Source organism: Mesorhizobium sp. AA22 (assembly GCF_001672375.2).
Lineage (GTDB): Bacteria > Pseudomonadota > Alphaproteobacteria > Rhizobiales > Rhizobiaceae > Mesorhizobium > Mesorhizobium wenxiniae.
Genome location: NZ_CP048406.1, coordinates 4,670,127 through 4,683,844, shown reverse-complemented (window position 1 = coordinate 4,683,844; position 13,718 = coordinate 4,670,127). Strand labels below are relative to the sequence as shown.

General features: G+C 63.1%; 12 protein-coding genes. 1 reads left to right on the top strand and 11 read right to left on the bottom strand.

Translation table 11 applies throughout. The features are described from left to right. Nucleotides 1-92: 92 nt before the first annotated feature. From purF to A9K68_RS22585, 11 genes are all read right to left on the bottom strand, one after another. On the bottom strand, nucleotides 93-1,562 hold the full coding sequence (gene purF / locus A9K68_RS22635) for an amidophosphoribosyltransferase (RefSeq protein ID WP_065009844.1): 1,470 nt from the start codon (nucleotides 1,560-1,562) through the stop codon (nucleotides 93-95). 78 nt (nucleotides 1,563-1,640) lie between these two features. Further along, a complete protein-coding gene (locus A9K68_RS22630) occupies nucleotides 1,641-2,309 on the bottom strand; it encodes a CvpA family protein (RefSeq protein ID WP_065009845.1) in 669 nt (222 codons plus the stop codon). A 27-nt stretch (nucleotides 2,310-2,336) separates the two neighbouring features. Continuing rightward, nucleotides 2,337-3,740 (bottom strand): DNA repair protein RadA, encoded by a 1,404-nt coding sequence (gene radA, locus A9K68_RS22625; protein ID WP_065009863.1) that lies wholly within the window; start codon nucleotides 3,738-3,740, stop codon nucleotides 2,337-2,339. Nucleotides 3,741-3,970: 230 nt separating this feature from the next. Then, nucleotides 3,971-5,461, bottom strand: a complete 1,491-nt coding sequence (locus tag A9K68_RS22620; RefSeq protein ID WP_065009846.1) for a replicative DNA helicase — start codon at nucleotides 5,459-5,461, stop codon at nucleotides 3,971-3,973. Between the two features lie 243 nt (nucleotides 5,462-5,704). Further along, nucleotides 5,705-6,667 carry a small ribosomal subunit Rsm22 family protein gene (locus A9K68_RS22615; protein WP_065009847.1) on the bottom strand — a complete coding sequence of 321 codons (963 nt, stop codon included), beginning with the start codon at nucleotides 6,665-6,667 and terminating at the stop codon, nucleotides 5,705-5,707. A gap of 3 nt (nucleotides 6,668-6,670) precedes the next feature. Then, a complete protein-coding gene (locus A9K68_RS22610) occupies nucleotides 6,671-6,994 on the bottom strand; it encodes a YnfA family protein (protein WP_065009864.1) in 324 nt (107 codons plus the stop codon). An 85-nt stretch (nucleotides 6,995-7,079) separates the two neighbouring features. After that, the gene (locus tag A9K68_RS22605) at nucleotides 7,080-8,369 is read right to left on the bottom strand and encodes a cyclopropane-fatty-acyl-phospholipid synthase family protein (RefSeq protein WP_065009848.1); all 1,290 of its coding nucleotides are present in this window, start codon (nucleotides 8,367-8,369) and stop codon (nucleotides 7,080-7,082) included. A gap of 278 nt (nucleotides 8,370-8,647) precedes the next feature. Next, a complete protein-coding gene (gene rplI / locus A9K68_RS22600) occupies nucleotides 8,648-9,232 on the bottom strand; it encodes a 50S ribosomal protein L9 (RefSeq protein ID WP_065009849.1) in 585 nt (194 codons plus the stop codon). A 265-nt stretch (nucleotides 9,233-9,497) separates the two neighbouring features. Further along, complete coding sequence (gene rpsR, locus A9K68_RS22595; RefSeq protein ID WP_006203718.1) at nucleotides 9,498-9,746, bottom strand: 30S ribosomal protein S18; 249 nt, start codon at nucleotides 9,744-9,746, stop codon at nucleotides 9,498-9,500. Continuing rightward, nucleotides 9,746-10,240, bottom strand: coding sequence for a 30S ribosomal protein S6 (gene rpsF / locus A9K68_RS22590; protein WP_029354402.1), 495 nt, complete (start codon nucleotides 10,238-10,240; stop codon nucleotides 9,746-9,748). The genes rpsR and rpsF overlap by 1 nt, the downstream gene beginning before the upstream one ends. A gap of 302 nt (nucleotides 10,241-10,542) precedes the next feature. Beyond that, on the bottom strand, nucleotides 10,543-12,468 hold the full coding sequence (locus A9K68_RS22585; RefSeq protein ID WP_065009850.1) for an LTA synthase family protein: 1,926 nt from the start codon (nucleotides 12,466-12,468) through the stop codon (nucleotides 10,543-10,545). 267 nt (nucleotides 12,469-12,735) lie between these two features. Here A9K68_RS22585 and fabD point away from each other — a divergent pair, with 267 nt between their 5' ends. Beyond that, nucleotides 12,736-13,677: an ACP S-malonyltransferase gene (gene fabD, locus A9K68_RS22580; protein WP_065009851.1), complete on the top strand. Its 942-nt coding sequence runs from the start codon at nucleotides 12,736-12,738 to the stop codon at nucleotides 13,675-13,677. The last annotated feature ends 41 nt before the right edge of the window (nucleotides 13,678-13,718 follow it).

The following is a 13,718-nucleotide window of genomic DNA, read 5'->3' as shown; positions in this document are numbered from 1 at the left end:
GCGCTCTATGATGTCCGGCAGGACAGAGGGGCGCGACACAGCAATCGCGACGAAATTTGCCAACCGGCGAAATTCGCGGGTTCCAGCTAGACCTACGCCCCGCCCGCCGCCAGCAGCGACAGCGTGCGCACATTGTCCGAACCTTCGAAGTCGGCGAGCCGGGTCGGATATTGCCCGGTGAAGCAGGCGTCGCAGAACTGCGGCTGCTCATTGGCGCGACCGGCCTCGCCGACGGCGCGGTAAAGCCCGTCGATCGACAGGAATCCAAGCGAATCGACGCGGATAAACTCGGCCATCTCTTCCACCGACATGCGCGACGCCAGCAGCTTCGACTTTTCCGGCGTGTCGACGCCGTAGAAGCAGGAGGCGCGCGTCGGCGGCGAGGCGATGCGCATGTGCACTTCCTTGGCGCCGGCATCGCGCACCATCTGCACGATTTTCTGGCTGGTGGTGCCGCGCACGATCGAATCGTCGACCAGAACCACGCGCTTGCCTTCGATCATGCGGCGGTTGGCGTTGTGCTTGAGCTTGACACCCATGTGGCGGATCGAATCGCCAGGCTGGATGAAGGTGCGGCCAACATAGTGATTGCGGATAATGCCGAGCTCGAACGGGATGCCCGCGGCCTGCGAAAAGCCGATCGCCGCCGGGGTGCCGCTGTCCGGCACCGGCACGACGATGTCGGCATCGACTGGGCTTTCCAGCGCCAGCTCCGCGCCGATGCGCTTGCGCACCTCGTAGACGTTGCGGCCTTCGACCGATGAATCCGGGCGTGCGAAATAAACATATTCGAAGATGCAGAAGCGGGTCTTCTGCGGCTCGAACGGAAACAGGCTCTCGATGCCCTTTGTGGTGACGACGACCATCTCGCCGGGCTTCAGGTCGCGCACGAAACGGGCGCCGATGATGTCGAGCGCGCAGGTTTCGGAAGCCAGGATCCAGGCGCCGTCGAGATCGCCGAGCACCAGCGGGCGAATGCCGAGCGGATCACGGCAACCGATCATCTTCTTGGAAGTCATCGCCACCAGCGAGAAGGCGCCTTCGACCTGGCGCACCGCATCGATGAAGCGCGAGTTGAGATCGTGTTCCCTGCTGGTGGCGACCAGATGCAGCAGCGTCTCGGTGTCGGAGGTCGACGAGAAGATCGCGCCTTGTTTCTGCAGCGCGCGCTGCACCGTCATGGCGTTGGTGAGATTGCCGTTGTGGGCGACGGCGAAGCCGCCGTCGGCCAGCTCGGCGAAAAACGGCTGGATGTTGCGCTGGCCGGCGCCGCCTGTGGTGGCGTAGCGCGTGTGGCCGATCGCGCGGTTGCCTTGCAGGCTGTCGATGACGCGCTGCTTGGTGAAGGTGTCGCCGATCAGGCCGACATGATGTTCGACATGGAACTGGGTGCCGTCATAGGAAACGATACCGGCCGCTTCCTGGCCGCGATGCTGCAACGCATGCAGGCCGAGCGTGACGATAGCCGCGGCGTCCTGCCGGCCAAAAATACCGAACACACCGCATTCGTCATGGAAATGATCGTCAGCTTCGGCGGAAAGCACGTCGTCTGCGTCTGCCATCTTCAGCTCCGCTAAAGTCGCTATATAGTGTGATGACTGCCCGAGAGCAACGTAGAGTTTGCGGCTTTCACATGATCGTCAGTTTGCCGGCGCCGGATTGGCCGGTGCATTGTCGGCCGGTGGCGCGTCGGTCGCGCTCCCGTCCAGCGCCGGAGCATCGTCGCCGGCTGCCGGTGCGTCCGCCGCCGGCGCGTCGGCCGCCGGAGGCGTCTCGGCTCCGGTCTCGGGTGCCGGCTGATTCGGGTTGAGCCTGTTGAGGATCGCGTTCTCCGGATCCTCGGGCAGCAGGCTTTCGAGCTTGGCGCCGATCGATTCGAGCAGTGGCCGCGACTTGGCGTTGGCGACCCAGCCCGGAGCCTTGGGGCCGGCCAGCCAGTTGAAGAACAGCAGGGCCACCGCGACGACCAGGATGCCGCGCGCCGCGCCATAGAGGAAACCGAGCGTGCGGTCGAGCGCGCCGACCCTGGAATCGATGATCCAGTCGGCGAGTTTCATGGTGATGACGGAGACGACAATCAGCGCGACGATGAAGACGATGCCGGCGGCCACCACCATGGCAATCTTCTCATTGTCGACATAGGGCTGAATGTAAGGCAGGACCGGCTGGTAGAAGAAGAACGCCGCAGCCGCCGCCGCTATCCAGGAGACGACGGAGAGGATCTCGCGCGAAAAGCCGCGAACCATGGCGAGCATCGCCGAGACCAAGGTGAAGCCGACGAGAATTCCGTCAAGCAGCGTAATCGGCATGTCTTTTGCCCCACTTCATGAGCCGCGTCACTCTTGCTCGTCGGCGCGGCTGCGCCGTGAGCCGGCTATGCGCGCCACGAGATCGGCAAGCTCGGTGGGCTGGAAAGCGCCGGCCCCTATCCCGCCGGCAAGTTCCTCGCTGCCCAAGGGCAGAACCGCGCTTCCAAAACCCAGCTTTTCGGCTTCCTTCAGGCGCTGCTGCGCATGTGCAACCGGCCTCACGGCGCCCGAAAGGCTGATTTCGCCGAAATAGACGCAATCGGCGGGAAGGGCAAGGCCGGTGAGCGAGGAAACCAGTGCGGCCGCTACCGCCAGATCGGCAGCCGGCTCCGAGATACGGTAGCCGCCGGCGACGTTGAGATAGACGTCATGGGTGCCAAAGCGGACGCCGCAATGAGCTTCGAGAACGGCGAGGGTCATCGACAGCCGGGCGCCGTCCCAACCGACGACGGCGCGGCGCGGCGTGCCCAGCGACGACGGCGCCACCAGCGCCTGGATCTCGACCAACACCGGCCTTGTGCCTTCCATGCCGGCGAAAACCGCGGCGCCCGGCGCTTTCGCGTGGCGTTCGCCGAGAAAAAGTTCGGACGGGTTGGCGACCTCGCGCAGGCCCATATCAGACATTTCGAAGACGCCGATCTCGTCGGTCGGTCCGAAGCGGTTCTTGACCGTGCGCAGGATGCGGTAGTGGTGGCCGCCTTCGCCCTCGAAATAGAGCACTGCGTCGACCATATGCTCGACGACGCGCGGCCCGGCGATCTGGCCTTCCTTGGTGACGTGACCGACGAGCACGATCGCCGCACCCGTGGATTTCGCATAGCGGATCATCGCCTGGGCGGCGGCACGCACCTGGGTGACGGTGCCGGGAGCCGACTCGGCCATGTCGGTCCACAAGGTCTGGATCGAATCCAGAATCACCAAATCCGGCCGCTTGCCGTCGGCGATGGTGGCGAGGATGTCCTCGACATTGGTTTCGGCGGCAAGCTCCACCGGAGTATCGGCGACGCCGAGCCGCTGCGCACGCAGCCTGATCTGGGCAACCGCCTCTTCGCCCGAGACATAGACGATGCGGTGGCCCTTGGACGCCAGCGCTGCGGCAGCCTGAGTGAGCAGCGTCGACTTGCCGATGCCGGGATCGCCGCCGACCAGCAGGGCCGAGCCGCGCACGAAACCGCCGCCGGTGGCGCGGTCAAGTTCGCCGATGCCGGAGACGATGCGCGGCGCATCCTCGATATCGCCGGACAAAGTTGTCAGCACCACGGCACGGCCCTTGCGCGCATTGCGGGTGTTGGCCGGACCCGAGCCGATGCCGCCGGACGTGCCTTCCTCGACCAGCGTATTCCACTCGCCGCAGGCATCGCATTTACCGGCCCAGCGCTGATGCACCGAACCGCAATTCTGGCAGATGAACTGGATGCGCGATTTGGCCATCAGGCGGATGACGCTCCAAAGCGGCCGGAGGCTGGTGATCCTGCCCACCCCCCTCTGTCCTGCCGGACATCTCGCCCGCAAGGGGGGAGATTGGATGTCGCCATCGCTTTGGCCAATCGCTGACGTTGCAGGAAGAGCAATGCCGGCAAAGCTGCCGATCTCCCCCCTTGCGGGGGAGATGGCCGGCAGGCCAGAGGGGGGTGTGACGGAGCGCGGCGGTAAGTCAAAAACTACTCAAACCTCTCCGCAATATGATGCTCCTCGGCGAGGTCGGAGAAGCGGGTGAACTCGCCCTGGAAAGCGAGGCTGACTGATCCGGTCGGCCCATGACGCTGCTTGGCGACGATGACCTCGGCCTTGCCGCGCATCTCGTTCATCTCGTTTTCCCATTTGATGTATTCGTCGGTGCCGGGCTTCGGCTCGCGGTTCTTCAGATAGTATTCCTCGCGGTAGACGAACATCACCACGTCGGCGTCCTGCTCGATCGAACCGGATTCGCGCAGATCCGAAAGCTGAGGGCGCTTGTCGTCACGGCTTTCGACTTGGCGCGACAGCTGCGACAGCGCGATGATCGGCACGGCAAGCTCTTTGGCCAGCGCCTTCAGGCCGGTGGTGATTTCGGTGATCTCCTGCACACGGTTCTGTGAGGATTTCGCGCTCGATCCCTGCATCAGCTGGATATAGTCGATGACGATGACGTCGAGGCCGCGCTGGCGTTTCAGCCGCCGCGCCCGCGCTGATAGCTGGGCGATCGAGATGCCGCCGGTCTGGTCGATGAACAGCGGGATCTTCTGCATGGTCTGCGAGCATGCGACCAGCTTTTCGAAGTCCATCTCGCTGATCTCGCCGCGGCGAATTTTTGACGACGGGATTTCGGTCTGCTCGGAAATGATGCGGGTAGCGAGCTGTTCCGATGACATTTCGAGCGAGAAAAAGCCGACGACGCCGCCATTTGCCGCCTTGAACGAGCCGTCGGCCTGTTGCGCCGGCACATAGGCTTCGGCGATGTTGAAGGCCATGTTGGTGGCAAGCGAGGTCTTGCCCATGCCGGGGCGGCCGGCGATGATGATCAGATCGGAGGGCTGCAGGCCGCCCATGCGGCGGTCGAGATCGCGCAGGCCCGTGGCGACGCCCGACAAATGCCCGTCGCGCATATAGGCGGCATTGGCCATGTCGACGGCGGTTTTGACCGCATCGGTGAAGCTCTCGAAGCCGCCATCGTAGCGGCCGGTCTCGGCCAGTTCGAACAGGCGCCGTTCGGCATCCTCGATCTGCTCGGACGGCGACATGTCGACCGGCGCATCGTAGGCGATGTTCACCATGTCCTCGCCGACGGTGATCAGTGCGCGTCGCGTGGCGAGATCGTAGATGGCGCGGCCGTAGTCGGCGGCGTTAACCACGGTAACCGCCTCGACGGCCAGCCGCACCACATATTGCGCAACCGTCATGTCGCCGACCTTCTCGTCGGCAGGCAGGAAGGTCTTCAGCGTGATCGGTGTCGCAATCTTGCCCATACGGATGAGTTCGGCGGCGACTTCGAAGATTTTTCTATGCAGCGGCTCGTAAAAATGGCCGGATTTCAGGAAATCCGAGACGCGGTAGAAAGCATCGTTATTGACGAGGATGGCGCCGAGCAGCGCCTGCTCAGCTTCGATGTTGTTCGGTGCCTCGCGATAGAGCGGTGTTTCCGCCACGCCGAATTTTCGTGCTGCCTCTGCCATGATGTCCCCGATTTCGATCCCGGCTCCTCGATATCAGAATGGGAAAAATCAGTGCTGACTTATCTGCAACAGTACCTGTCCAACCGGCTTTGATGCCCACTGTTCACAGGAACGATAAACCGTCCACAGGACGGAATTCCCGTGCTCCGATTCCGGTTGACTCGGTAAGGTCGTGAATTCTGCGCGATAGCTAGAACAAATGAAGAACAAAATCAAGTGTGTGGTGGACGCGGGCCGAAGTCGCTAGACGGAATCACCCCAGTCCAGCCGCCGCGCCGCCTTGAACAGTTCACCGTGGCGCTTGGTGAACAGTTTCTCGTCGGCACTGCCGTCCTTTTGGCAAAGTTTCAGCAGGACCTTGCCGGAGCCCGATTTCGGCGGTGCGATCACACGTGCCTGCGGTGGGGCAACAGCTTGGCGGGAGGCGGCGATGTAGATGAATTTCTCGTCCTCCCATGGCACGTCGGCGTCTTTAGCCAGCCGGTGCAGGCGCGAACGCGCGACACGGCGCGAAAAATGGCACCAGTCGGGCGGCACGAGCGGGCAGGGAGCCTCATGCGGGCAAGGCGCAAGCACATGCGCGCCCGCCTCGATCAGCTGCCGGCGCACGGCAAGGATGCGCTGCCATCCGGCCGGCGTGCCCGGCTCGACGACCAGCAGCGTGTTGTCGGTCAGGTGCCAGAGCCGGTCGATGAGTTTTGGCAGCGACGCCGGTCCGATCTCGTCCAGCACATAGGCGCAGGTGACCAACTCGGCCGGCTTGAGATCGGCGAGATCGAGGGTGACATCGCCGGCCTGCCAGGCCATCCTGGCCGTCATCGCCTCAGTGGCAAGCGCCTCGCCGACCCGGCGCACCGCGGCGCTCGCCTCGATGAGCACCGCCTGCTGGAGGTCGGGCCAGAGATCGAGCGCGGCCCAAAGCACCGTACCAGGGCCGGCGCCGACATCGAGCAGGGTTTTCGGAGCATAATCGGGTCTTGCCTCGCTGAGCCCATCGAGGCTGGCACGGACGGCGGCATAGGTCGCCGGCAGCCGCGTCGCCAGATAGGCCTTGACCGCCATCTCCTCGGCCATGTGCAGACGGCCGTCGCGCAGTTCGGCGCGGTAGCGGTCCGACAGCGTTTTTGCCGCTTGCTTCAGCGTCGGCAGCGGTACTTTTTCGAGGAGGCGCTCGACGGCCTGTCGAAGCGGGATAGGCAGTTCCATAGCTCAGGCACCCCGAGGTGCGAGCAGGATGACCGAGGCGCCGACGATGCAGAGCGCGGACCCGGCAAGATCCCAACGGTCTGGGCGCACGCCTTCCACCAGCCACAGCCATCCGAGCGAGGCGGCGATGTAAATGCCGCCATAGGCAGCATAGGCACGGCCCGCCGCGCTGACGTCTACCAGCGCCAGCAGGAAGCCGAAAAATGCGAGCGAGGCCAGGCCTGGCGCCAGCCACAGCAGCGACTTTTCCAGCCGCCACCACGCCCAGATCGAAAAGCAGCCGGCGATCTCGGCAAGGGCAGCAACGATGTAGATGAGATAGGTCATGAAAAAAGGTCTCGCGGCGACGACGAGACCTTTTTCAGCGTGCGGGCCGGCAAAGGCAAGCCGCAATGGGGCGATCGCCGGCGGTCTATTCCATATCCGCTACCTTGCGCCGCCGCGCGGGCTTGGCGGTAACGGCTTTTGGGCGATGTCCCATGTCGCGCATCTCCAGCGCCTTTTCGCATTTGGCCATATAGTCGCGAGACATCGGCAGCGTGTCGTTCTTCTTGGCGATCTGGATTTGGAAGATCACCAGATCCTGCCAGCGGAAGGCGGCTTCCGAGGCTGCTAGGTAGAACTCCCACATGCGGCAGAAACGCTCGTCGTAAATCGCCTTTGCCTTGTCGCGGTTGGCGGCGAAGCGCTCGCCCCAGTGCTTCAGCGTGTCGGCATAATGCAGCCGCAGGATTTCGATGTCGGTGACGATGAGGCCCGACTTTTCGATCGCCGGCATCACTTCCGAGAGCGAGGGGATATAGCCGCCCGGGAAGATGTATTTGCGGATGAAGGCGCTGGTTGCCCACGGCACGCCGGAGCGGCCGATCGTGTGCAGCAGCATGACGCCGTCCGGCTTCAAGAGCGTCGCCGATTTGTCGAAGAAGGTCCGGTAGTGATTGACGCCGACATGCTCGAACATGCCGACCGAGACGATGCGGTCGAAGCGCTCGTTGAGCTCGCGGTAGTCCCTCAATTCGAAATGCACGCGGTTTTCCAGGCCTTGCGCATGGGCGCGGTCGGTGGCGACGCCATGCTGCTCGGTCGACAACGTCACACCTTGCACGTCTACGTCGAAGGACTTGGCGAGATAGAGGCCGAGCCCGCCCCAGCCGGAGCCGATGTCGAGCACCGTCTGACCGGCCTTCAGCCTGAGCTTGGCGGCGATGTGGCGCTTCTTGGCGGCCTGCGCCTCATCGAGCGTCATGTCCGGCTGCTCGAAATAGGCGCAGGAATACTGCATGTCCTCGTCGAGGAAGAGCCGGTAGAGCTCGCCCGATAGATCATAGTGGCGCTGCACGTTGCGGCGCGCGCGCGCCGCCGTGTTGATCTGCTGCAGGCGGCGGAAGGCGTGGCGCAGGCCCTCGATTGCCTTCGACCAGGTGGCATCGATGCCGCCGCTACCCATGTTCTGGAAAGCGATACGCATCACCCCCAGCACGCCACCCTCGAGTATGTCGAGTTCGCCGTCTATGTAGGCCTCCGGCACCGCCAGCATCGGATCGAAGGTGATGGCGCGCTCGGCATGCGCGGTCTTGATGTGCATGTGTACCGGATCGCCAGTGCCATCGCCGAAAATCACCGAGAGGCCTTTCGGTCCGGTGACTTTGAGGTTGCCGGTGCGCACCAGGCGGTCGAGAATGCGTTTCAGCAGAATATTCATGACCAATATCCCCTCTCGGCCAGACACGCTGTCTCGGCGCACGACCCCGAAAATCGGATTCGATTTTCGGAAAGGATCATGCGCCAAACCGAAGTTCTACAGCTTCATTTGCGCGTCCAAAGGACGCGCGGCGCTGTAGTCTGCCTCAACATATAGGGGTTCGAAAAGTTCCTTTTGGCACAAAAATGCCCAGGCGAGAGGCCCGGGCATTGGTCCAGAAATGACTGGAAGCCGACGAAACGTTTTAAAGCGCCGCTCTGACGCCTTGTGACGTGCAATCAGCCGTTATCTTCGCCGCCTTCCAACTCGGCATTGGGATCGAAGAAGTTGTCCGGGCGCGCATTGTCGTTGATGTCGTCGCCATAGATAGCTTCGGCCGTGGTCAGCGTCTCGCCCTTGGCCTGGCGCTCGGCTTCGTCGGCGGTGCGGGCGATGTTGAGCGTAATGGTGACCTCGACTTCCGGATGCAGCGCGATCGCCACATTGGTAAGGCCGATGGTCTTGATCGGCTGGTTGAGCAGGATCTGGTTGCGGTTGACCGAAAAGCCTTCCGCCGTCAAAAGCTCTGCGATGTCGCGGGTCGACACCGAGCCGTAGAGTTGGCCGGTTTCGCCGGCCGAACGTACGGCGATGAAGCTCTTGCCGTCGAGCTTTTCCGAAATCTGCATGGCCTCGGACTTGCGCTCGAGGTTGCGGGCTTCGAGCTGGGCGCGCTGGCCTTCGAATTTCTTCTTGTTGGCTTCGTTGGCGCGCAGCGCCTTGCCCTGCGGCAGCAGGAAGTTGCGGGCGAATCCATCCTTGACCTTGACGGTATCGCCCATCTGACCGAGGCGGGAAACGCGCTCGAGAAGAATGACGTCCATAGTTTTGTTCCTTCGTTTGGGCGCCAATCACTGGCATCGACGCCGAATTGTCTGGAACAGGTCAGGAAGCTGAGGGCGTTGCCGCCTATGTCGCTGTCCTGCCTGTCGCGGCAGTTAGAGGTCTTCACCTCAACCCGGGATTTTCAATGCATGTCGCCCAAAAGTGGCCCGGTTTTGGGACAACGACATGCATCAATCAAGTTCAACCCTGCGGCGCCCGTCGCCGTTGGGAAGAGCGGGCGGCGAACCGCCCGCTGAAAGAGTGTTAGCGAACCACGTAGGGCAGCAGTCCGAGGAAGCGGGCGCGCTTGATCGCCTTGGCGAGTTCGCGCTGCTTCTTCTGGCTGACGGCGGTGATGCGCGACGGCACGATCTTGCCGCGCTCGGAAATGTAGCGCTGCAGAAGACGTACGTCCTTGTAGTCGATCTTGGGCGCGTTGGCTCCGGAGAACGGGCAGGTCTTGCGGCGGCGATGGAACGGGCGCCGGGTCGGGATCTGGTTGATGTCGACCATTATTCTGCACCCCCTTCAACACCTTCGCGCGGACGGCGCGGACCACGATCTGCACCGGCATCGCCACCGAAGCTGCGCGGCGGGCGATCGCCACGGTCGCCGCGATCGCGGTCGCCGAACGAGCGTGGGCCGCGGTCACGGTCGCCGAAGCCGCCGCGTTCCGAGCGCTCTTCGCGCTTCTGCATCATCGCCGACGGGCCTTCCTCATGTGCATCGACCTTGATGGTGAGGAAACGCAGCACATCCTCGGACAGGCCCATTTGGCGCTCCATCTCGTTGAGCGCGGCCGGCGGGCAGGTGATGTCCATCAGCGTATAGTATGCCTTCCGGTTCTTGTTGACCCGGTAGGTGAGGGACTTCAGTCCCCAGTTCTCGACCCGGCCGACGGACCCGCCATTCGCGGAGATGACGCCCTTGTACTGTTCGACAAGCGCATCGACCTGCTGCTGCGAGAGGTCCTGCCGGGCAAGAAACACATGTTCGTAAAGAGCCATATTGTTCTTCGCCTTTCTTCGTTTCTCTCCCGGTTCCCGCGGCAAAAGCCTCTGCAACTTCTCTGACCCGCCGATCCCTAGAAGGGGGCGGGGAAGAAAGGAGCATGACGAGACGGTCGAGAGCGGAGACACGGGAGGCGGAAGCGCTTCTGGCTCCACACGAAGGTTTTCAAAAAACCTCCGGCCCTCCGTTCAGCCCCCAGCAAGGACCGGCAGATTGCGGGCGTCTATACAGGAATTTGACCGCAAGGCAAGGGCGAGCCGAAAACCCGCCGCTCCAAGGACGATACGTCGCGGCATCTTCAGCTTGTATGCGGGACGCGCTTGTTCACCGTTTCCGGGAAGAAATCGGGCGCCGCATGGCGCTTGCCGAACATCATGTCGTATTGCAGCAGACGGAAATCGCGAATGGCCGGATCGATCTTCTTCTGTCGCGCCCAGTCGGGCGTGTCCTCGCCCGTCGGCTTCATCAACAAATTACGATCGACAACGCTGTAGCGCTCGCGCATCTGGCCGAGGAAGCCGGTGTAATAGGGATGGCTGATCCCGGCCGTGGTCAGGATATGGTAGGGCAGGAAAGCCGGACTTACCGCGCCCATGTCCGCGGCCGGCCCGGTGCGGTTCGACCATACGACCAGCGGCGTCTGGTGATGCAGCAGCATCTGGTCAGGCGGCTCTTTGCGCGGCGCGACATTATCTTTGAGGAAGCCGGTCTCGACATAGACCGGGCCGAGCGGCGGCAGATGGTCGCCGAAGAAGGCGATGACTGTCGGCCGTTGGCGGTTCTTCGCCCATTCGACAAGGCGCTCGAGGCCCTTATCGGCGTCGGATGCACCCTCGGTGAAGCTCAGCAGTGAATCCTTTGCCCACTGGCTGGTCGGCGCATGCACCTTGTGGGTCGGATTGTAGTAGCGATTCGGCTCGTAGGGTCCGTGATTCTGCAGGCTGACGGCGAAGAAGAAGAGCGGATCGTCGGTGGCATCGGCCTCGCGGATGATCTCGTCGGTCATCGCCGCGTCCGAGGCCAGCGGACCGCGCTTTTCGAGATATGGCATATTTTCTTCCGACTTGAAGTCGTCGAAGCCGAAATCCGCATAGACCGGCGTGCGGTTCCAGAACCAGCTCGTGCCCGGATGGATGGCGCGCGTCTCATAGCCCTGGCTCTTCAAGAACGTCGCCATCGACGGCACCGGCGCGCGGACATATTGCTGGTAGGGGATGCTGCCGGCCGGCAGGAAGGCGTTGGAAAAGCCGGTCAGCGCCTCGAATTCGACATTGGCGGTCATGCCGCCGAATTCGGGTGAGAACATGTAGCCCGAGCGCAGGGCCCGCACAGTGGGAATCGGATCGGGCGTGATGTTGACGCCGGGCAGTTCGGTCGGATCCCAGAATGATTCGCTCATGACGATGATGATGTCGGGCTTCTCGGCCGGCACCGAGGCCGTCACGTCAGGCCTGTCGATCGCTGCGATCGACTTGTCGGAGTAGCCGGCAGGCGAAGAGACATGCGCCATCGGTACGTTGAGCGCGAAGGCGAGCGCGAAGCCATTGGAGGCGTAGTTTTCCTTCTGGTCCCACATGATCGGGATGATCTGCAGCCGGTCCCGCGTCCACGAGAAGGTCGCGTAATCCATGATCGAGACGAAGAAGGCGAGCAACGGCACGGTCAATGTCAGCCGGGCCAGGCGACCCTTGCGGCTGAGCGCCGGTACCCGGCGGCGCCAGAGCCGCCAGCCATAAACGAGCAGCGACAGGCTGCCAACGATTCCGATCGCCAGAGCGATGGCGGTTCCCGGACGTTCGCGCACCAGCAGCGGCATCAGCGCCACGATCTGGCGTGAATAGAGGAAATCGGTCGGATAGAGCGGATCGCCGAGATAGAGCGATTTCTGATGGCCGACAAAGGCCAGCGCAAGCGTCAGCGGCGCGACGATCATCAGGCTCTGGTGGCTGCGGCCGAGCACGGCGTCGAGGCCGATCAGGATAAGCGCGAAGATGATGATGGTGGTCCAGCCCGGCTTGAAGGGCTGCAGGAAGAAGGCGACGGTGCCGGCAAAGTCGCCGCGCACGATCAGTTCGATCGCAAAAACCAGGATGGTGGCGGCGAGAAGGCTGACGAGGCCATAGCGGATAACAGGCCATTTCCGGCCCGGCAGATAGCCGGTGGCCGGATCGCCTTCCAGAAACTGTGGCGCGGCTTTGCCAACGCCTTTCCTAGTCCTTGCCACCTTACAATTCCCCCGACCATACACAAAAGTGTCATTGAGCTGTCATCGATATGTCACGAAAAGCTAACGCCTGTGGCTGAAATAAGAAGAGCCAGCAAACGAATCGTGAGCGATTTTCATCATGAGTGATCGAAAAAAAGCCTTTTGGAACAGGTACTCGGCCAGCGATACCGAGCCGGAGCGACCCGCGTCGGGCTGCCAGCGGACTTGACTTGCCCGCCCGCCTTGCGTCACAGGCAGGAAAAATCAGCCGCTTGGGAGCCACACATGGCCGTCGCATTCACCTTTCCGGGACAGGGCAGCCAGGCTGTCGGCATGGGCAAGGACCTCGCGGACGCCTTTCCGGAATCGCGGAATATCTTCGAAGAGGTCGACGAGGCGCTTGGCGAAAACCTGTCGAAGCTGATCTGGGAAGGGCCGGAAGAGAGGCTGACGCTGACCGCCAATGCCCAGCCGGCGCTGATGGCTGTGTCGCTCGCCGCGATCCGGGCGCTGGAATCGCGCGGCCTCTCGCTGAGGGACAAGGTCGCCTATGTCGCCGGCCACTCGCTCGGCGAATATTCGGCACTTGCCGCCGCCGGTTTCGTTTCGGTGGCCGATGCGGCCCGGCTTTTGCGTATCCGCGGCAATGCCATGCAGGCGGCTGTGCCGGCCGGTGAAGGCGCCATGGCGGCGATCATCGGGCTGGAACAGGCCGATGTCGAAGACGCCTGCGCTGAAGCGGCCAAAGGTTCAGTTTGCCAGATCGCCAACGACAATGGCGGTGGCCAACTGGTGATCTCCGGTGCCAGCGCGGCGGTCGAACTGGCGGCGAGACTGTGCATGGAAAAGGGCGCCAAGCGGGCGCTGATGCTGCAGGTCTCGGCGCCCTTCCATTCGGCGCTGATGGCACCGGCGGCCGAGGTCATGCGCGAGGCATTGGCCGATGTCACGAAGAACGCGCCGTTCGTGCCCGTGGTCTCCAACGTGTCGGTCACTCCGTCCAGCGATCCGGACGCAATCGCCCGCCGTCTGGTCGAACAGGTGACCGGCCGCGTGCGCTGGCGCGAAACGGTGGAATGGTTCGGCGCGAATGGCATTGCGACGCTTTACGAGGTGGGCGCCGGCAAGGTGCTGTCGGGACTGGCGCGGCGCATCAACCGCGATATGGCTACCGGCGCCGTCGGCACGCCGGCGGATGTCGACGCGGCGCTGGCGGCGCTCGCATAGCCAACCGAGATTCGACCCCGCCCGTGGAGGGTGTTCTCTCT